The sequence below is a fragment of the Leucobacter faecis genome (assembly GCF_054456635.2).
This window is the reverse complement of record NZ_JBTJEP020000001.1, coordinates 114,808-134,534: the sequence shown is the minus strand read 5'-3', so window position 1 is coordinate 134,534 and position 19,727 is coordinate 114,808. Positions and strand designations below refer to the sequence as shown.

Genomic DNA, 19,727 nt, shown 5'->3' with positions numbered 1-19,727 from the left:
TCCTTACTCAGTAAGCCTGAGGCTTACTTCGCCTTCTCGAGGATCTCGACCAGGCGCCAGCGCTTTGACGCGCTGAGCGGACGGGTCTCGTGGATGAGCACGAGATCGCCGATGCCTGCGGTGTTCTGCTCGTCGTGGGCCTTCACCTTCGACGAACGGCGCATCACCTTGCCGTAGAGGGGGTGCTTAACGCGGTCCTCGACCTCGACAACGATGGTCTTGTCCATCTTGTCGCTGACGACGTAGCCGCGGCGCGTCTTACGGTAGCCGCGCTGTTCGTTTTCGACCTCAGCCATGTTTAGGCCTCCTTCGTATCAGCGGCGGCATCCGCCTGCTCGGTCTTCTTGGTGGCCTTGGCCGGCACGGCTGCGGGGGTGACCCGAATGCCGAGCTCGCGCTCACGCAGCACGGTGTAAATGCGAGCGATGTCGCGCTTCACCTGGCGCACGCGGCCGTGGCTCTCCAGCTGGCCGGTGGCCGACTGGAAGCGCAGGTTGAAGAGCTCGGCCTTAGCCTTCTTGAGCTCTTCAGCCAGACGCTCGTTCTCGAACGAATCTAGCTCCGTGATGGCCAGTTCTTTGGTCCCGATCGCCATTACGCGTCGCCCTCCTCGCGCTTAATAATGCGGGCCTTCAGAGGCAGCTTGTGAATTGCGCGGGTCATTGCCTCGCGCGCAAGCTGCTCATCAACGCCTGCGACCTCAAAGAGGACGCGGCCCGGCTTGACGTTGGCCACCCACCACTCGGGTGAACCCTTACCCGAACCCATGCGGGTTTCCGCGGGCTTCTTGGTGAGGGGACGATCCGGGTAGATGTTGATCCATACCTTGCCACCACGCTTGATGTGACGCGTCATGGCGATACGAGCGGACTCGATCTGACGGTTGGTCACATATGCGGGGGTCAGGGCCTGGATACCGAACTCGCCGAAGGAAACCTTCGTGCCGCCCTTTGCCTGGCCGCTACGGCCGGGGTGGTGCTGCTTGCGGTACTTGACTCGACGGGGAATCAGCATGCTTACTTCTCCGCTCCTGCTGCAGCGGGTGCAGCCTCGGCCTGTGCACCGCGAGGTGCACGACGGCGGTCGCCACGGTCACGCGACGGCTTCTGGGCCGCCTGCTCGCGAGCGAGTTCCTTGTTGGTGAGGTCACCCTTGTAGATCCAGACCTTCACGCCAATGCGGCCGAAGGTGGTCTTAGCCTCGTAGAAGCCGTAATCGATGTTCGCACGGAGCGTGTGCAGCGGCACGCGACCCTCGCGGTAGAACTCCGAGCGGCTCATCTCGGCGCCGCCAAGACGGCCTGAGACCTGGATCCGGATGCCCTTGGCGCCAGCGCGCTGTGCGCCCTGGAGGCCCTTGCGCATCGCACGGCGGAATGCCACGCGAGCAGCGAGCTGCTCTGCGACACCCTGAGCGACGAGCTGAGCGTCGGCCTCGGGGTTCTTCACCTCGAGGATGTTGAGCTGGATCTGCTTGCCGGTGAGCTTCTCGAGGTCAGCGCGAATGCGCTCAGCCTCAGCACCGCGGCGGCCAATCACAATACCGGGGCGTGCCGAGTGGATGTCCACGCGAACACGGTCACGGGTGCGCTCGATCTCGACACGCGAAACGCCGGCGCGATCAAGCTGCTTGGTCAGGTGCTGGCGGATCTTGATGTCCTCGGCCAGGTAGTCAGCGTAACGCTGACCCTTCTTGGTCGAGTCCGAGAACCAGCGCGAGACGTGATCAGTGGTGATCCCGAGGCGGAAGCCGTAGGGATGAATCTTCTGGCCCATTTACTTGGCTCCCTTCTTCGCTGCCGCAAGCTCATCAGCGGTTGCAATAACAACCGTGATGTGGCTCGTGCGCTTGTTGATGCGGAAAGCGCGGCCCTGTGCACGGGGGCGGAAACGCTTGAGCGTTGCGCCCTCGTCGACAAAGGCGCGAGCGATTACAAGCTCGTCCTCGTTCAGACGCAGGTTCTCCTTGTCAGCCTTCACACGTGCGTTAGCGATTGCCGAAGCAACCAGCTTGAACACGGGCTCAGCTGCAGCCTGCGGGGCGAACTTCAGGATGGCAAGTGCCTCCTGAGCGTTCTTTCCACGAACCAGGTCAACAACGCGACGGGCCTTCTGGGGGGTGATGCGGATATGACGCACGCGTGCGATCGACTCCACCATTTCTCTTCCTCCTTCACGTCGCCGCTTAGCGGCGACGGCCCTTCTTGTCGTCCTTCACGTGGCCACGGAAGGTGCGGGTGGGCGCGAACTCGCCCAGCTTGTGCCCAACCATGGTTTCGGTGACGAACACGGGAATGTGCTTACGACCGTCGTGAACCGCGATGGTGTGTCCCAGCATTGCGGGGATGATCATCGAGCGGCGCGACCAGGTCTTGATCACATTCTTGGTGCCAGCTTCGTTCTGGACAACTACCTTGCTGAGCAGGTGGTTATCGACGAAGGGGCCCTTCTTGAGACTACGAGGCATCTTCTACTCTCTCCTACCCGCGGACTAGCGCTTCTTGCCAACGGTACGGCGACGCACAATGAGCTTGTCGCTTTCCTTGTTCGGACGGCGCGTGCGGCCTTCCTTCTGGCCCCACGGGCTGACCGGGTGACGGCCACCTGAGGTGCGGCCTTCGCCACCACCGTGCGGGTGATCAACAGGGTTCATGACAACGCCACGAACGGTCGGGCGGACGCCCTTCCAGCGCATACGGCCGGCCTTACCCCAGTTGATGTTCGACTGCTCGGCGTTACCCACCTCGCCGACGGTCGCGCGGCAGCGCGCGTCGACGTTGCGGATCTCGCCCGAGGGCAGACGCAGCTGAGCGTACGGGCCGTCCTTAGCAACGAGACGCACCGACGAACCAGCCGAACGAGCCATCTTCGCACCGCCGCCGGGCTTCAGCTCAATGGCGTGAATGACCGTACCGGTGGGGATGTTCTTGAGCGGCAGGTTGTTGCCCGGCTTGATATCCGCGCCAGCACCCGACTCAACAATGTCGCCCTGCTTCAGCTTGTTCGGGGCGATGATGTAACGCTTCGTGCCGTCCTCAAAGTGCAGCAGCGCGATACGCGCCGTGCGGTTGGGATCGTACTCGATGTGCGCGACCTTGGCGTTCACGCCGTCCTTGTCGTTACGACGGAAGTCGATAACGCGGTACTGGCGCTTGTGGCCACCACCGATGTGACGGGTAGTGATACGGCCCTGGTTGTTACGACCGCCCGTCTTGGGGAGCGGACGCAGCAGTGCCTTCTCGGGAGTGGAGCGCGTGATCTCGGCGAAATCGGCGACGCTCGACCCGCGACGACCGGGGGTCGTCGGCTTGTACTTACGAATAGCCATAGTGTGTTCCTTTTCGCCCCTTCTACAGCGCAGCCGTGAAGATGTCGATGGAGCCCGACTTCAGCTTGACGATGGCGCGCTTGGTGTCCTTGCGCTTACCGGTGCCAAACTTGGTGCGGCGGGTCTTGCCCTTGCGGTTGAGGGTGTTGATCGAAGCGACCTTAACCCCGAACACCGACTCGATCGCGAGCTTGATCTCGGTCTTCGTCGCGGTCGGCTGTACCTCAAAGGTGTACTGGCCGTTTGCGTCGATCAGGCCGTAGCTCTTCTCGGAAACGATAGGGCGGATGATGACGTCGTGTGCAGACTTGTTCAGGCTCACTTCGTGTCCTCCTTGGCGGCGCGGCCGGCGACGAATGCGTCGAAGGCTGCCTTGGTGAAGACGAGATCGTCGCTGACGACCACGTCGTAGGCGTTGAGCTGGTCCTGGAACAGGACGTGCACGAACTGGAGGTTACGAACGCTGAGCGCCGTGACCTCGTCCTCGCGGCTGATAACGACGAGAACACGCTTGCCCGGTGCGACCTGCGCGAGGAACTCGCGTGCAGTCTTGGTGCTGGGCTTGTCGCCGATGCCGAAGCTTTCAACAACGTGCAGACGGTTCGCGCGTGCGCGATCCGAGAGCAGACCGTTGAGCGCTGCAGCAATCATCTTCTTGGGGGTGCGCTGCGAGTAATCGCGGGGCACGGGCCCGTGAACGATGCCGCCGCCGCGGTGCTGAGGCATACGAACCGAACCCTGACGGGCGCGGCCGGTACCCTTCTGCTTGAACGGCTTGACACCCGAACCCGAGCGTTCGCCACGGGTCTTGGTCTTGTGCGTGCCCTGGCGCGCAGCTGCGAGCTGAGCGGTGACCACCTGGTGGATCAGCGGGACATTGGTCTCTGCGCCGAAGATTGCCTCCGGCAGCGAAACATCGAGCTTGGTAGCGGTAGTCATGAACTTACGCTCCCTTCACTGCGTTGCGAACGAAAACGAGACGACCGCGAGCACCGGGAACTGCACCCTTTACCAGGATGAGACCCTTCTCAGCATCGATCGCCTGGACGATGAGGTTCTGCACGGTCACGCGCTCGCCACCCATACGGCCTGCCATCTTCTTACCGCGGAACACGCGACCGGGGGTCGCCGCGCCGCCGATGGAGCCGGGCTTACGGTGGTTGCGGTGGTTACCGTGCGAGGCACCCACACCCTTGAAGTTGTGACGCTTCATAGCGCCAGCGAAGCCCTTGCCCTTAGAAGTGCCAACGACGTCGATCTTCTGACCGGCTTCGAAGGACTCGCCAACGGTGAGCTCCTGGCCGAGGCTGTACTCAGCCGCGTCCGAGGTGCGAACTTCGGTGAGGTGACGGCGAGGCGTAACGCCTGCCTTCTCGAAGTGACCCGCGGTCGGCTTGTTCACCTTGCGGGGGTCGATCTGACCAGCCGCGATCTGCACGGCGCTGTAGCCGTCGACCTCGGGGGTACGGATCTGCGTGACCACGTTGGGGGCCACCTCAATAACGGTCACGGGAACGACATTGCCGTTCTCGTCCCAGACCTGCGTCATACCGAGCTTGGTGCCCAGAAGACCCTTCACGTTGCGTACTACTGACATGTTCGGACCTCCCTTAGAGCTTAATCTCGATGTTGACATCGGCAGGGAGATCGAGACGCATCAGCGAATCGACTGCCTTGGGAGTGGGATCCACGATATCGATGAGGCGCTTGTGCGTGCGCTTCTCGAAGTGTTCGCGGCTGTCCTTGTACTTGTGAGGTGAACGGATCACTGCGATCACGTTCTTCTCGGTGGGGAGCGGCACGGGGCCGATCACAGTTGCACCCGCGCGGGTCACCGTGTCGACGATCTTACGTGCTGAGCTGTCGATGACCTCATGGTCATACGACTTGAGTCGAATGCGGATCTTTTGTCCCGCCATGACATCTCTACTTTCTACTTGCGTCGTACTTCACGCTTGTGGCGTGACGCATTGGACGTCTTACGTACCAGCGCCCGTGGCATAGCTGAGCCCTAGGGCTCTACGTGCTGGGTCTCTGTTCACCTGTCAAAACCACCCGTGCAAGCAAAGGTGGCCCACTCGTACAAAAACGGCCAGACTAAATCTTGGCCGCCTCTGCGCGCATGGTTTTCGTTCGCTACCCGCGGCCTAACCAAAACCCCGATTTCTCGAGGCGGTTATGCACTGCCTGGCAGTGATCCACGCCGAGGCATGGAGTACTGAACCTGTATATTCTCGCACGCCCCGCGAGATGATGCAACCCGGGCGTGTCGCGTGTCGTGTGCCGCGCTACGCGCGAGATCGCAAGAGTTTCGGGAGCGCTAGGTAGAAAACCAACACGCCTAGGCCGGCGGCAAGAAGCGCAAGTGCGCCAACAACGCCGGTGAAGAGTGAAGCGAGACCGAGCAGCGAAGCGAGCAACGTCGCCCCCGCTGTAAAGCTCGACGCCTGCACGTGCGTGTAGCCCATCTGCTGGAGCCGTTGATACGTGTGTTCCTTATGGGGTTCATCCCATTTGTGCCCCGCGCGCACGCGCTTCACAAGCGTCACTCCCACATCGCCGAAGTAGATCACCATGGGCCCGATCGTCGCGAGAAGCGGCACCCCCGCTAGCAACGCCGCGAAGCTGGTGATCGCGGTAGCTCCCCCCAGCAGGTAGCTTCCAACATCACCGAGAAAGGCTCCCGGCCGTGTCAGGTTCCAAGGCAAGAAGCCGGCGAAACCGGCGGCCAGAATCAGACCGGCCGCGACGAGCCACGGGAGCCCGACTACCCAGCCCGAGACCGCGAACGTTGCGCCAGCGATCACACCATGAACGCCGCTGATCCCGTTGAGCCCGTCCATGAAATTTGCGACGTTGATGTAGCTCGAGATAAAAAACACTGCGTACAACACGAGCAACGCCGTGGCCCACAGCGGCAATTGCAAACCGGGGGCCGACGCAGACCACCCAAATGAGGCACTCCCCCGCAACGCACTAAACATGTTTGCGCCGGTGAGCTGTTGCGCCCACACCAACGCAATCGGGGTCAGCAGCGCGATCAAGAGCAACAGCACGCTACGCACCCGCACACTCACCCCGTGCAAGTCCTCGGCAAGGCCGAGCAGGCCGGCGCACAGGGATCCGGCGACGATGATCGCGAGCGTCACCCAGCCGGACCGCTCAGAGAAATCGAGCGAATACAGCAGCACCGCAACGCCGCCAGAGACCGTCATCGCGAGGAGAACGGCGAGGCCGAGGCCGCGCAGCACCGGTCGCGAGTGGGAAGAGCGCTCGTTGGGCACATCCATGATGCCGAGCTTCACGAGCAGCGGTCGCACCGCGAACGGCAGCAACAAACTACCGAGGAGTGTGAGAAGGCCCGCGAGCAGAGCTATCGTGAACCCCATTAGTGCACTCGCTCCTCAGCAGCCCGGGTCAGGTCCATGCGAGCCACCCAGCCCTCGTGATCGAGCACCTCGGGCGAGATCGTGTCGACATGCGCGTGCGAGATCATCGGGTGGAACGGACGCTCGTTACCCTCGCCTTCGCCTGTGAGCTCTTCGTGCAGTTTTTCTCCGTGGCGCAGGCCCGTGAAAACGATCTCGACGTCTTTGCCGGACTGTGCGATCATGCGCTTCGCCACGTCGAGAATAGATACCGGCTCCCCCATTTCGAGGATCAACACCTCACCCTGACGGCCAATGCCGCCCGCCTGCACGACGAGCTGGCAAGCCTCAGGGATCGTCATGAAGTAGCGCGTCACATCTGGGTGCGTCACCGTCAACGGGCCGCCCTTGTCGATGAGCTTACGGAACGTGGGCAGCATTGATCCGCGGCTTCCGATCACGTTGCCAAATCGCACGGAGAGATAGCGCATGTCGGTCTGCTGCGCCATCCAGGCAGTGAGTTTCTCTGCGACTCGCTTCGAGTGTCCTAGCACGCTCGTCGGGTTCGCCGCCTTATCGGTTGAAATATTGACGAAGGTTCCTACCCCAGCTGCTTGCGCCGCGCGCAGCACGTTCAGTGTGCCCAGCACGTTGGTCTTCCACGCTTCATCGGGGTACTGCTCAAGCATCGGCAAGTGTTTGAGTGCCGCCGTGTGAAACACGACGTCGGGCTTACGCTCAAGGAAAATGTGGCGCAGCGCGTCGGCATCGCGAATGTCGGCGAGCACAACGTCATTCGTGTCGAGCAGCCCGTGGCCACTAATGGACAGCTGGCTCTCTTGCAGCGCGGTCTCGTCGCGGTCGAGCATGATCAGCTCGCTCGGAGCAAAGTTAGCAAGCTGCCTACACAGCTCAGACCCGATCGAACCACCGGCACCCGTCACGAGCACGCGTTTGCCCTGCAGATACTCGGCGATCGACTCAGTCTCGAGCCGCACAGGATGCCGCCCGATCAAGTCTTCAATCGACAGCTCACGCACGTTGGCGATGACTGACTTATTTTGCAGAATCTGCGCCAAAGGTGGCAGCACCAACGCAGTCATGCCGGCTTTCTCGGCCGCTTTATCGACTCGACGCATCATCGCGGCGTCGGCATCACCGATGCACACAATAAGCTTTGTGGCCCGCGTCTCCCGCGCAATACGCGACAGATCGTCGATCCCGCCGAGTACACGCACCCCACGCACCTCTTGGTTACGCTTGGTCAAATCATCATCAATAAAGCCAACGGGCATTGCTGACCCCTTGGAGTCTGTGAGCAGCCGCTTCGCGGTCTGCACCCCCAAATACCCGGCTCCATAGAGCAATGTGTTCTCGGCCTCATCGCCCGGCAGCAACTGCCGTTCACTGCGAAGCCGGATCAGGTACCTTGCGACCCCCATCAGGCTGAAGGTGATCGGGGCTGCGATCACGAGCGTGCTGCGAGGAATGCCGTTACCGTAGCCCACTACGAACGCGAACAGCCACGCGAAGATCATCACGCCGGTGATGTCTATTACCAAGGCGCGTACCTCGTCAAAGCTGCCGATGGCGTACCGGTTACGGTACAGCCACGTCAGCCAACCACCCAGCAACTGCAGCAGCGCCGTGACACCAATCACAGCGATGGTTGAGCCCCACGAAATACGCGGCAGGTTAAAGTCGAACCTGAGCACGAGGGCCACGAGAATCGCGACGGTCCACGCCAGTGCGTCGAGAAGGTAGAGCGCGCCATACTGCCGCGCAAAGTGGGTGATGCGTTCGGCTGCGGTCTGCGGCACTCCTGCTCCGTTCGCTCTGCTGTACGAGGGCAGAATTAAACCCTCCCACCCTCGAGGATACTCCTCGCCACGTGGAGTTTCTGCCAACCGCCTCAGGCCGACATCCAACGAAGCGGTTTCAACGCGCCGCGCGAGCGACCAGGCCGCGAAATACACAAAACCCCCGGGATCACTCCCGGGGGTTTTGTAGGTCTACCTAGAGACTTAGCGAGCTAAGACTTAGGAGAGAACCTTGGTCACCGTGCCGGCGCCGACGGTGCGGCCACCCTCACGGATTGCGAAGCCGAGGCCGTCCTCCATGGCGATGGGCTGGATCAGCTCAACGGTCATGTCGGTGGTGTCGCCGGGCATAACCATCGGCTTGTCCTCGGGCAGGGTGATAACACCGGTCACGTCAGTCGTACGGAAGTAGAACTGGGGACGGTAGTTCGTCTCGAACGGGTTGTGGCGGCCGCCCTCTTCCTTCTTCAGGATGTAGGCAGTGCCCTCAAAGTTCGTGTGAGGGGTGATCGAGCCGGGCTGAACAACAACCTGGCCGCGCTCAACGTCTTCACGCTTGGTACCGCGAAGCAGGAGGCCACAGTTCTCGCCTGCCCATGCTTCGTCGAGCTGCTTGTGGAACATCTCGATACCGGTAACGGTGGTCTTCTGCGTGTCGCGCAGACCAACGATCTCGACCTCAGAGTTGATCTTCAGCGTGCCACGCTCGGCGCGACCGGTCACAACGGTGCCACGACCGGTGATCGTGAAGACGTCCTCGACGGGCATGAGGAAGGGCTTGTCCTTGTCACGCACGGGGTCGGGGATGTTCTCGTCGACTGCTTCCATGAGCTCGAGAACGGCGTTAGCCCACTTCTCGTCGCCCTGGAGAGCCTGGTAACCCGAAACGCGCACGACGGGAACGTCGTCGCCGGGGTAACCGTGCTTGGAGAGCTCCTCGCGGACCTCCATCTCGACGAGCTCGAGGATTTCCTCGTCGTCAACCTGGTCGCACTTGTTGAGCGCAACGAGCAGGTAAGGAACGCCAACCTGCTTTGCGAGCAGGATGTGCTCCTTGGTCTGAGCCATCATGCCGTCAGTAGCAGCAACCACGAGGATTGCGCCGTCCATCTGAGCAGCACCGGTGATCATGTTCTTGATGTAGTCGGCGTGGCCGGGTGCATCAACGTGCGCGTAGTGGCGCTTGGGGGTCTCGTACTCAACGTGCGAGATGTTGATCGTAATACCGCGCTGGCGCTCTTCCGGTGCCGAGTCGATCTGATCGTAGTCGCGCTTCACGTTGGTGTCTGACGGGAACTTGTCAGCAAGCGTCTTCGAGATCGCAGCGGTAAGAGTCGTCTTACCGTGGTCAACGTGACCGATCGTACCGATGTTTACGTGCGGCTTGGTCCGCTCGAACTTGGCCTTCGCCACTATGGTCCTCCTCAGGACATGAGTACCGCTTCCCTTCGACCATTTCGAAGGGCACGAGTACAGGGTTTGTGTACCTATGTTACAAGCTCAGCGCCGCATTCGCGACCTGAGCCTACGGCGAGCGGCCAACTTACAGCCAGCCGCTCACCGATGGGCAATGTTACTCGCCCTTAGCCTTCTGAACGATCTCATCGGCCACGGCCTTCGGCACCTCTGCATAGGAGTCGAAGGTCATCGAGAACACTGCACGACCGCTGGTCTTCGACCGCAGGTCTCCAATGTACCCGAACATCTCTGAAAGCGGAACGAGTGCGCGAACAACCTTCACGCCGCTCGCGTCCTCCATCGACTGGATCTGTCCACGACGTGAGTTCAGGTCGCCGATAACGTCGCCCATGTACTCCTCGGGCGTACGAACCTCAACGGCCATCATCGGCTCAAGAATGACGGGCTGCGCGAGGCGTGCCGCTTCCTTGAACGCGATCGATCCAGCAATCTTGAACGCCATCTCAGACGAGTCAACGTCGTGGTATGCGCCGTCGAGCAGGGTCGCCTTAACACCCACGAGCGGGAAGCCGGCGAGGATGCCGTACTGCATGGCGTCCTGGATACCGTGGTTGACCGACGGGATGTACTCGCGCGGAACGCGACCACCGGTCACCTTGTCCTGGAACTCGTAGATCTTGTCGCCCTCGACCTCGAGCGGCTCAAGCGCGATCTGCACCTTAGCGAACTGACCCGAACCACCGGTCTGCTTCTTGTGGGTGTAGTCGTACTTCTCGACCGCGCGACGAATCGTCTCGCGGTAAGCGACCTGGGGCTTGCCCACGTTAGCTTCAACCTTGAACTCGCGCTTCATGCGGTCGACAAGGATGTCGAGGTGGAGCTCGCCCATGCCCGCGATAACGGTCTGGCCGGTCTCTGCGTTGAGGCTCACGCGGAACGTGGGGTCCTCTTCTGCAAGCTTCTGGATCGCGACGCCGAGCTTCTCCTGGTCACCCTTGGTCTTAGGCTCAATGGCCACCTCGATCACGGGCTCGGGGAAGGTCATCGACTCGAGCACAACCTGGTTGTCTGCGTCCGACAGGGTGTCACCGGTCGTGGTGTCCTTTAGGCCGATCACAGCGTAGATGTTGCCCGCCATCAGATCGTCAACAGGGTTCTCCTTGTTGGCGTGCATCTGGAAGATCTTGCCGATGCGCTCCTTCTTGCCCTTGGTCGAGTTGATGACCTGGGTGCCCGAAGGAATCTTGCCCGAGTACACGCGTACGTAGGTCAGACGACCGAAGAACGGGTGCACAGCGATCTTGAACGCGAGAGCCGAGAACGGGTCGTCGGCCTTCGGGAAACGCTCGATGACGATTGACTCGTCGCGGGGATCGTGAGCCTCGATTGCACCAACGTCGAGCGGGTTGGGGAGGAAGTCCACAACAGCGTCGAGCATGGGCTGGATGCCACGGTTCTTGAAGGCCGAGCCGCAGTACACCGGGTAGATCTCGTTGTTGACAACGAGCTTACGAATGCCGCCCTTGATCTCGTCGATCGTGAGCTCTTCGCCGCCGAAGAACTTCTCGAGCAGCGCGTCGTCGGTCTCAGCCGCAGTCTCAACGATAGTCGCGCGGTACTCTTCGGCCTTCGCCTGGAGCTCAGCGGGGATCTCGCGAGTCTCGTAGTTTGCACCAAGAGTAACGTCACCCTTAGCATCGCCCTCCCAGACGAATGCCTTCATGGTGAGCAGGTCGACCACGCCGGTGAAGTCTGCTTCTGCACCGATGGGCAGCTGCATGACGAGCGGCTTAGCGCCCAGACGGTTGATGATGGTGTCTACGGTGAAGTAGAAGTCCGCGCCCATCTTGTCCATCTTGTTGACGAAGCAGATGCGGGGCACCTCGTACTTGTCAGCCTGACGCCAAACGGTCTCGGACTGGGGCTCAACGCCCTCCTTGCCGTCGAAGACAGCAACTGCGCCGTCGAGCACGCGCAGCGAACGCTCAACCTCGACCGTGAAGTCGACGTGGCCGGGCGTATCGATGATGTTGATCTGGTTCTTGTTCCAGAAGCAGGTCACGGCGGCAGACGTGATCGTGATGCCGCGCTCCTTCTCCTGCTCCATCCAGTCAGTCGTCGCGCCACCGTCGTGGGTCTCGCCCAGCTTGTGGTTGACACCCGTGTAGAACAGGATGCGCTCGGTAGTGGTGGTCTTGCCAGCATCAATGTGGGCCATGATGCCGATGTTGCGGACCTTACTCAGGTCAGTGAGCACGTCTTGTGCCACGGGGTCTCCTCCGGGTGGGGGTGAAGTTTGGGATCGCGGGCCTAGGGCCCGCCATGGTGGGCCGACTCGCTTGTGACGAGTCGGCCCACCAATGGGTGACTACCAGCGGTAGTGTGCGAACGCGCGGTTCGACTCAGCCATCTTGTGAGTGTCCTCGCGACGCTTCACAGCGGCACCGAGGCCGTTGGATGCGTCGAGGATCTCGTTGGTGAGACGCTCCGTCATCGTGTTCTCGCGACGAGCCTTCGCGTAGCTGGTGAGCCAGCGCAGTGCGAGGGTGTTGGCGCGGTGCGGCTTAACCTCGACGGGCACCTGGTAGGTGCTGCCGCCGACGCGACGTGAACGAACCTCAAGGGTGGGGCGCACGTTGTCGAGCGCCTTCTTGAGAACGGTCACTGCGTCCTGGTCTGACTTCTGGGCTACGGTCTCGAGTGCTTCGTAAACGATGCGCTCGGCCAGGCCCTTCTTGCCATCAACCAGGATCTTGTTAACCAGCTGGCTAACGATGGGTGCGCCGTATACGGGATCGGCGACTACGGGACGCTTGGGAGCAGGACCCTTACGAGGCATTACTTCTTCTCCATCTTCGCGCCGTAGCGGCTACGAGCCTGCTTGCGGTCCTTAACAGCCTGGGTATCGAGCGCGCCGCGAACGATCCGGTAACGAACACCGGGGAGGTCCTTGACACGGCCGCCGCGCACGAGCACCAGCGAGTGCTCCTGCAGGTTGTGGCCCTCGCCCGGAATGTAGGCGGTGACCTCGGTGCCGTTACGAAGCTTCACACGAGCGACCTTACGCATCGCCGAGTTCGGCTTCTTGGGGGTGGTGGTGTAGACACGGGTGCAAACCCCTGCCTGCTGCGGGTTCGCCTTCAGGGCGGGCGCCTTGGTCTTAGAGACCTTCGGCGTACGGCCCTTGCGAACCAACTGCTGAATAGTAGGCAATGATTCTCCTATTTAGTCCTGCACGGTGACAGGAATGCTTCAATGGATGAGCATGCGTTGCGACTTACGCCGCAACTGAGCTGCTGCTTGCGACTACCCGGGGGTAGTCGCGTGCGGGTGCAGCTATGCCGTGGGGGCGCGAACCTTGCGGTTCACATACCCAACGGTGAACGCCCAGCACACCGCCTCGAGGGCAGCGCAAACGGGTGCACACCAGTTAGCCACTTTACGCGCACAAGCCTGCGTACGCAAGAGGATTCACTCGACACCCAGCCGGGCGTGTCGCGGCCTACGCGTTTGGCGGTTCGAGGTTGTGGCTCAGCTCGTCAAGAAGCGCTTGAACCTGCGGCTCGACAAACCGCTCCAGCGCGGCCCTAATTCGTGCCCTGTGGCCCACAAGGGCGAGGCACATTGCGCGCCCTACGGTGTCGGCGTGCTCGTCAGCTCGGGCAATTTCGGCGGCCAGGACGCGCCGTTCGACAACGGTGAGCGGTGGCCGGGTAGGCGCTGCTTCTGGTCTAGATTGCTCGGCGAGCCCAGCGAGCGTAAAGAGAAACGGCTGGCCCGGGTCACCTGGTTCCGGATCCGGATCGAGCCCGTCGTACTCAGGCCCGAGCCCGGCCGCGGGGTCGTAGCCTGTGCCTTGCCGCTGCTCCTCCCCCGTCAGCTCAGCGTGCAGCAGCGGCAGTTCACGCTCAGTAAACTCGTCGACCTCGCGATCCACGATGCGCTGCATACGACTCGTGAGCGCATGCGACACGGTGTGCGGCACGTCACGGCCAAAACCGGCAGCCGCAAGCACCGGAGATCCCGTGCAGCGTCGGCACACCCGAGAACGGCCACGATGGCTCCCGGGTGTCCACGAGGGCAACCATCTCAGCCACGCGTCGACAGCCACCGAGACGCGATCGTCAATGGCGGCCATCACCCTTCTCCCTCTTCTGCACGCTCCCAGGGCCAGCGCGGAGGCGGCCTGTCGGTGTAGACGCGGCGTGCCAGCACGGCCCAAAACGCAAGGTTGGCGAGGGCCCACGCTACGCTAAGCGCGACGGCGTAGGGGCTCATCCAGGTGTCGTCGATTGACATGCCCGCAAGCACACCCCCCAGGCACCAGACGAGATAGGTGCCTCCCGCGGTGACCACCAGTTGCCCCCAGGCCGGGCTGCGCTGGCCGCGCAAAAGGGTGAGAGCCTGGCGCCACAGCGACCCCGCGAGGAGCGCGAGCGCGAACATGATGACCACGGGAGCAGCCCACCGTGCTACAGGCTCGGTCATCACCGGTTCGGTGCCCGTTGACAGCGCGATGACACCCCAAAACGCCACGACGAGCGCAACCGCGACGATGCCGGTGGCGACGATCAGCGCCGCAACATAGCCTCGGGTCACGCCTCGCCGGCGTTCGGGAACCATCGCTACTTCGCCTGCACCTCAGCCAGCGCTGCCTCGTACTCGGCCAGCTCGGCAGCGTTGCGCGCTTTCACTCGGCGGCCGCGCGCGCCAATCCACGCACCAAACCACACCGTGACCTCGCGCCCCACTACACCCGCGGCTATGGCCGGAAGGCTCAGGCCGTAAGTGCCAAGCAGCGCGAGCGGGCTGACGTTCAGCAACACGGAAAGCCCTGACTCATCGACGGCGAGACCCGCGACAGTCGCGACCCAGACGAGCAGACCCACGAAGAACCCACCCAGCACATACGCCCACCAGCCAGCACGTCCAACGATCAACACGAGCACTGCGAGGCCCACAAAGAATGCAACGGCGCCCGCAATGAACGCCCACGACAGCAGCTCGGCTAGCAGCCCGTCAACGAACTGTGAGGGGGCAAGCTTCGGGGCGAGCGTGACCGCCACGACCCCGGCACTCACAATCGCGAACCCGATGCAGGCCAGCAGCGCGATCAGCACGCCCATGCCGCGGTTGCCACGGATCTCGGGCGGCATGGGGGACTGCATGTAGAGTCCCGCCATGGGGTGATCGGCTGCGACACGAATCTCACCGTCGCGCACCTCATCGGCGCCCGCGCTCGGCAGGGCGTCGAGCCCAAGCGTCGGGTCAGTCGCCCCCGCAGACATGTCGATGTTCAGCTGCGTATCAACCTCTGAGATTGCCTGTCGGCGTGCCTCTTCTGCGAGCTCGGGGGTCGGCGCGACACCCTGATCCTCGACCGCGGGCTCGGCGCCCTGGTGCACGGAGGCCTGGGACACTGCAGCACCGACAGATTCGGACTCGTGTGAGTTCGTGGCCCCGGTCGGGGCTTCCCCGCCCGCGGCGCTGGCGGCCTGGGCTGCGGCGTGATCCGGATCAGATTGTGTCTGCACATTGGACTCAGTCAGCGCCTCAGCGGGCGACCCCGTGGCCCGCTCCACCGCCTCAAGCACCTCGGTCTCGCTCGCGGCCGTTTCGGCGACGGGCGCGCCGAGGTTCGCGGGGGTGTCTGGAGCCTCGGCCGCTCGCGCTGCGGGGGTCTCGCGTTCTTCGCTCATCGCTTCACCTCTTGGGATCAAAAATCGTTGGTGAGCCTTCCACCATCACGCCACAGTACAAGCTTGCCACCAAAATATGCGCGTCCCTCGCCGCAGAGCCAAAAGCGGGGCATAAAAAACGTGTGGGCGCCCGCACCGAAGTGCGAACGCCCACGCGCGGTGTGGCGGCTACTTAGCTGTAGTTGCCGGGGTTGAACTCATCAGCCGTGAAGCTGTCGAAGTCAACGAACGACAGGTCGTTCTCGTCGAACGTGCCCTCGGTCGCGAACAGGCGGTTGGGGTACCGCTCTGCCTTCGCGTCCTCAGTCGCCTGCACGGTGACGTCACGGTACACGCCCAGGCCGGTGCCAGCCGGGATCAGCTTACCGATGATCACGTTCTCCTTCAGGCCGATGAGCGGATCCTTCGATCCCTCCATCGCTGCCTGCGTGAGCACGCGGGTCGTCTCCTGGAACGATGCGGCAGACAGCCACGACTCGGTCGCAAGCGAGGCCTTGGTGATACCCATAACCTCGGAGCGAGCGGTCGCGGTGCGCTTGCCATCGAGCAGTGCTTCGCGGTTGATGCGCTGGTAGCTTGCGCGGTCGACGAGCGCGCCCGGGAGCAGCTCGGTGTCGCCGTGGTCGACGACGGTGACCTTGCGCAGCATCTGGCGCACGATGACCTCGATGTGCTTATCGTGGATCGGCACGCCCTGCGAGCGGTACACGCCCTGCACGCCCTCGACGAGGTACTTCTGCACGGCACGCTCACCGGGGATGTGCTTGCCGTTCTCGGTCGAACCGACCTGCAGAATGTCCTTCGGGTCGAGGGTGCCCTGCAGGAAGGGCTGGCCCAGCTGCACGTGATCGCCATCTTCGACGAGAAGGGTCGCGCGCTTGAGCACGGGATATGCCTTCTCTTCGGTGCCGTCGTCAGGCGTCAGCAGAATGGTACGACCCTTGGGGGTGTCCTCGATGATGATGCGGCCGGCGGCCTCAGCGATGGGTGACGCACCCTTCGGGGTACGCGCCTCGAAGAGCTCCTGCACGCGGGGCAGACCCTGCGTGATGTCATCTGCCGAAGCCGAACCACCGGTGTGGAACGTACGCATCGTCAGCTGGGTACCGGGCTCACCAATCGACTGTGCCGCGATGATGCCGACTGCCTCGCCGATGTCGACGCGCTGGCCGGTCGCAAGCGAACGGCCGTAGCAGGTCGCGCACACGCCGACTGCAGACTCACAGGTGAGCACAGAGCGCACCTTGATCTCGGTCACGCCGCCGTCGATGAGCTTGGCGATGAGCACGTCGCCCACGTCTTCGCCACCGGTTGCGACCACTGCGCCGTCTGCACCGATCGCGTCGGTCGCGAGCGTACGTGCGTACACCGAGTTCTCAACGTTTTCGTCGCCTACGAGCACGCCGTTTGCGTCGGGCGCCGCAATCGGAAGGTCGAGACCGCGGCGGGTGCCACAGTCTTCCTCACGAATGATGACGTCCTGCGAAACGTCGACGAGTCGACGAGTCAGGTAGCCCGAGTCAGCGGTACGCAGAGCGGTATCTGCCAGACCCTTACGCGCACCGTGGGTCGCGATGAAGTACTCGGCCACCGACAGGCCCTCGCGGTACGAGTTGATGATCGGGCGGGGAATGATCTCGCCCTTCGGGTTCGACACCAGGCCACGCATACCCGCGATGTTACGGATCTGCAGCCAGTTACCACGAGCACCCGACGACACCATACGGAAGATGGTGTTGTCCTTGGGGAACTCTTCACGCATCGCCTCGGCAACCTCGTCGGTCGCTTCGGTCCAGATCTCGGTGAGTGCCTTGTGGCGCTCAGAGTCCTGGATCATGCCGCGGTCGTAGTCGCGCTGAACCTTCGATGCGCGCTCTTCGTGCATCGCAATGATTTCAGCCTTCTTTGTCGGCGTCACAACGTCAGACAGCGCGACGGTAACACCCGAGCGCGATGCCCAGTAGAAGCCCGCATCCTTGATGCGGTCAAGCGTTGCCGCCACCTCAACCTTCGGGTAGCGCTCGGCCAGGTCGTTGACAAGGCTCGAGAGCGTTCCCTTGTCTGCGACGCGCTCAAAGTACGGGTAATCAGCCGGCAGCGCCTCGTTGAAGATAGCGCGGCCGAGTGACGTCTGCACGATGACGGGCTTAGCCGAGGTCACACCCTTTGCGTCGGTGTACGCCTCAAGACGAATCTTGATGGGGGCACCCAGGTCGAGCGTGTGCTCGTCCATAGCGAGGATCGCCTCGGCGATCGAGCCGAATGCACGCCCGGCGCCAACCTCGTCCTCCTTGAGGGTGGTGAGGTGGTGCAGGCCGATGATCATGTCCTGTGAGGGCAGCGTCACCGGGCGACCGTCAGACGGCTTCAGGATGTTGTTCGATGCGAGCATCAGCACGCGTGCCTCTGCCTGCGCTTCGACCGACAGCGGCAGGTGAACTGCCATCTGGTCGCCATCGAAGTCAGCGTTGAACGCGGTGCAGACGAGGGGGTGCAGCTGAATTGCCTTGCCCTCAACGAGCTGCGGCTCGAACGCCTGAATACCGAGGCGGTGCAGCGTCGGTGCACGGTTGAGCATCACGGGGCGCTCGCGAATGATCTCCTCGAGCACGTCCCAAACCTCTGAACGTGCGCGCTCCACCATGCGCTTTGCTGCCTTCACGTTCTGTGCGTGCGACAGATCCATGAGGCGCTTGATCACGAACGGCTTGAAGAGCTCAAGTGCCATCTGCTTAGGCAGACCACACTGGTGCAGCTTCAGCTGCGGGCCGACCACGATGACCGAACGGCCCGAGTAGTCAACGCGCTTACCGAGCAGGTTCTGACGGAATCGACCCTGCTTGCCCTTGAGCATGTCGCTGAGCGACTTCAGGGCGCGGTTGCCGGTGCCCGTGACGGGGCGGCCACGGCGGCCGTTGTCGAACAGCGCGTCGACGGCCTCCTGCAGCATGCGCTTCTCGTTGTTCACGATGATCTCGGGAGCCCCGAGGTCAAGCAGGCGGCGCAGACGGTTGTTGCGGTTGATCACGCGGCGGTACAGATCGTTCAGATCCGAGGTCGCGAAGCGGCCACCGTCAAGCTGCACCATCGGGCGCAGCTCGGGCGGAATCACCGGCACAACATCGAGCACCATTGATGCGGGGCTCGCGCCCGTCGTCAAGAACGAGTTGACCACCTTGAGGCGCTTAATCGCACGGATCTTCTTCTGGCCCTTACCCTCAGCGATCTGCAGGTGCAGCAGCTCGCTTTCGGCTTCGAGGTCGAAGGTCTCTAGGCGCTTCTTGATTGCTGCAGCGCCCATGTACGCCTCGAAGTAGTCGCCGTAGCGATCCATGAGGTCAGCGAACACCGCGTCCTCGGGCTTGAGATCGCCCACCTTGAGGTTGCGGAAGTCCTCCCACACGCGCTGCAGGCGAGCGATGTCGTCATCGAAGCCCTTGCGCAGTGCGGTCATTTCCTTCTCAGCCGAAGCCTCGGCACGACGGCGCTGATCTGCCTTCGCCCCTTCAGCTTCAAGCGCTGCCAGGTCTGACTCGGCCTGCTGCTGACGCTGTGCGATCGAAATATCGCGCTGGTCTTCGAGCGTCTTCAGCTCGAGACGCAGCTCGGCCTCCAGCTCGCCCAGGTCTTCGTGGCGCCCCTCTTCGTCAACGTCGATCACCATGTAGGCGGCGAAGTAGATGACCTTTTCGAGGTCCTTCGGCGCCATGTCGAGCAGGTAACCGAGACGGCTAGGTACACCCTTGAAGTACCAAATGTGCGTGACCGGTGCGGCCAGCTCAATGTGGCCCATGCGCTCACGGCGCACGCTTGACTTGGTGACCTCGACGCCACAGCGCTCACATACGATGCCCTTGTAGCGCACGCGCTTGTACTTGCCACACGAGCACTCCCAGTCGCGGCTGGGTCCGAAGATCTGCTCACCGAAGAGGCCGTCCTTCTCAGGCTTCAGCGTACGGTAGTTGATCGTCTCAGGCTTCTTGACCTCGCCAAACGACCAGCTGCGGATGTCCTCAGCGGTCGCGAGACGGATCTGCAGCTCGTTAAAATCTGGTCCCTCGAGCAAAATTGTTCTCCCTTGGTAACTTAAGTCG

General features: G+C 62.4%; 21 protein-coding genes. All 21 read right to left on the bottom strand.

Features of this window, described 5'->3' with window-relative positions:
- Nucleotides 1–23: 23 nt before the first annotated feature.
- Complete coding sequence (gene rpsQ / locus ACXR2T_RS00620; protein WP_458811422.1) at nt 24–296, bottom strand: 30S ribosomal protein S17; 273 nt, start codon at nt 294–296, stop codon at nt 24–26.
- Nucleotides 297–298: 2 nt separating this feature from the next.
- Nucleotides 299–595, bottom strand: a complete 297-nt coding sequence (rpmC, locus tag ACXR2T_RS00615) for a 50S ribosomal protein L29 (protein ID WP_458811424.1) — start codon at nt 593–595, stop codon at nt 299–301.
- Nucleotides 595–1,014, bottom strand: a complete 420-nt coding sequence (gene rplP, locus ACXR2T_RS00610; protein WP_458811426.1) for a 50S ribosomal protein L16 — start codon at nt 1,012–1,014, stop codon at nt 595–597. Before rplP ends, rpmC begins: the two co-directional genes overlap by 1 nt.
- Before the next feature lie 2 nt (nt 1,015–1,016).
- Nucleotides 1,017–1,775 (bottom strand): 30S ribosomal protein S3, encoded by a 759-nt coding sequence (gene rpsC, locus ACXR2T_RS00605; protein WP_017793372.1) that lies wholly within the window; start codon nt 1,773–1,775, stop codon nt 1,017–1,019.
- A complete protein-coding gene (rplV, locus tag ACXR2T_RS00600; RefSeq protein ID WP_017793371.1) occupies nt 1,776–2,159 on the bottom strand; it encodes a 50S ribosomal protein L22 in 384 nt (127 codons plus the stop codon). It lies immediately after the preceding gene.
- A 25-nt stretch (nt 2,160–2,184) separates the two neighbouring features.
- On the bottom strand, nt 2,185–2,466 hold the full coding sequence (gene rpsS, locus ACXR2T_RS00595; protein WP_017793370.1) for a 30S ribosomal protein S19: 282 nt from the start codon (nt 2,464–2,466) through the stop codon (nt 2,185–2,187).
- A 24-nt stretch (nt 2,467–2,490) separates the two neighbouring features.
- A complete protein-coding gene (rplB, locus tag ACXR2T_RS00590; RefSeq protein ID WP_458811429.1) occupies nt 2,491–3,327 on the bottom strand; it encodes a 50S ribosomal protein L2 in 837 nt (278 codons plus the stop codon).
- A gap of 22 nt (nt 3,328–3,349) precedes the next feature.
- On the bottom strand, nt 3,350–3,649 hold the full coding sequence (gene rplW, locus ACXR2T_RS00585) for a 50S ribosomal protein L23 (RefSeq protein ID WP_458811431.1): 300 nt from the start codon (nt 3,647–3,649) through the stop codon (nt 3,350–3,352).
- On the bottom strand, nt 3,646–4,266 hold the full coding sequence (gene rplD, locus ACXR2T_RS00580) for a 50S ribosomal protein L4 (protein ID WP_458811432.1): 621 nt from the start codon (nt 4,264–4,266) through the stop codon (nt 3,646–3,648). Before rplD ends, rplW begins: the two co-directional genes overlap by 4 nt.
- A 4-nt stretch (nt 4,267–4,270) precedes the next feature.
- A complete protein-coding gene (gene rplC / locus ACXR2T_RS00575; protein WP_458811434.1) occupies nt 4,271–4,924 on the bottom strand; it encodes a 50S ribosomal protein L3 in 654 nt (217 codons plus the stop codon).
- 13 nt (nt 4,925–4,937) lie between these two features.
- Nucleotides 4,938–5,246: a 30S ribosomal protein S10 gene (rpsJ, locus tag ACXR2T_RS00570; protein WP_010156393.1), complete on the bottom strand. Its 309-nt coding sequence runs from the start codon at nt 5,244–5,246 to the stop codon at nt 4,938–4,940.
- Between the two features lie 369 nt (nt 5,247–5,615).
- On the bottom strand, nt 5,616–6,716 hold the full coding sequence (locus tag ACXR2T_RS00565; RefSeq protein WP_458838083.1) for an MraY family glycosyltransferase: 1,101 nt from the start codon (nt 6,714–6,716) through the stop codon (nt 5,616–5,618).
- Entirely contained in the window at nt 6,716–8,515 is a 1,800-nt protein-coding gene (locus ACXR2T_RS00560) for a polysaccharide biosynthesis protein (protein WP_458811439.1), read from the bottom strand. The genes ACXR2T_RS00565 and ACXR2T_RS00560 overlap by 1 nt, the downstream gene beginning before the upstream one ends.
- A 219-nt stretch (nt 8,516–8,734) precedes the next feature.
- Nucleotides 8,735–9,928 (bottom strand): elongation factor Tu, encoded by a 1,194-nt coding sequence (gene tuf / locus ACXR2T_RS00555; RefSeq protein WP_458811441.1) that lies wholly within the window; start codon nt 9,926–9,928, stop codon nt 8,735–8,737.
- Between the two features lie 160 nt (nt 9,929–10,088).
- On the bottom strand, nt 10,089–12,203 hold the full coding sequence (gene fusA / locus ACXR2T_RS00550; RefSeq protein WP_458811443.1) for an elongation factor G: 2,115 nt from the start codon (nt 12,201–12,203) through the stop codon (nt 10,089–10,091).
- 99 nt (nt 12,204–12,302) lie between these two features.
- Nucleotides 12,303–12,773 carry a 30S ribosomal protein S7 gene (gene rpsG / locus ACXR2T_RS00545; protein WP_458811445.1) on the bottom strand — a complete coding sequence of 157 codons (471 nt, stop codon included), beginning with the start codon at nt 12,771–12,773 and terminating at the stop codon, nt 12,303–12,305.
- Nucleotides 12,773–13,147, bottom strand: a complete 375-nt coding sequence (gene rpsL, locus ACXR2T_RS00540; RefSeq protein ID WP_017793360.1) for a 30S ribosomal protein S12 — start codon at nt 13,145–13,147, stop codon at nt 12,773–12,775. Before rpsL ends, rpsG begins: the two co-directional genes overlap by 1 nt.
- A 289-nt stretch (nt 13,148–13,436) precedes the next feature.
- Nucleotides 13,437–14,072: a spermidine/putrescine ABC transporter substrate-binding protein gene (locus ACXR2T_RS00535; protein ID WP_458838084.1), complete on the bottom strand. Its 636-nt coding sequence runs from the start codon at nt 14,070–14,072 to the stop codon at nt 13,437–13,439.
- On the bottom strand, nt 14,072–14,557 hold the full coding sequence (locus ACXR2T_RS00530) for a DUF6121 family protein (RefSeq protein WP_458838085.1): 486 nt from the start codon (nt 14,555–14,557) through the stop codon (nt 14,072–14,074). Before ACXR2T_RS00530 ends, ACXR2T_RS00535 begins: the two co-directional genes overlap by 1 nt.
- A gap of 2 nt (nt 14,558–14,559) precedes the next feature.
- Nucleotides 14,560–15,633 carry a hypothetical protein gene (locus tag ACXR2T_RS00525; protein WP_458838086.1) on the bottom strand — a complete coding sequence of 358 codons (1,074 nt, stop codon included), beginning with the start codon at nt 15,631–15,633 and terminating at the stop codon, nt 14,560–14,562.
- 172 nt (nt 15,634–15,805) lie between these two features.
- Nucleotides 15,806–19,699, bottom strand: a complete 3,894-nt coding sequence (rpoC, locus tag ACXR2T_RS00520) for a DNA-directed RNA polymerase subunit beta' (protein ID WP_458838087.1) — start codon at nt 19,697–19,699, stop codon at nt 15,806–15,808.
- Between the last annotated feature and the right edge of the window lie 28 nt (nt 19,700–19,727).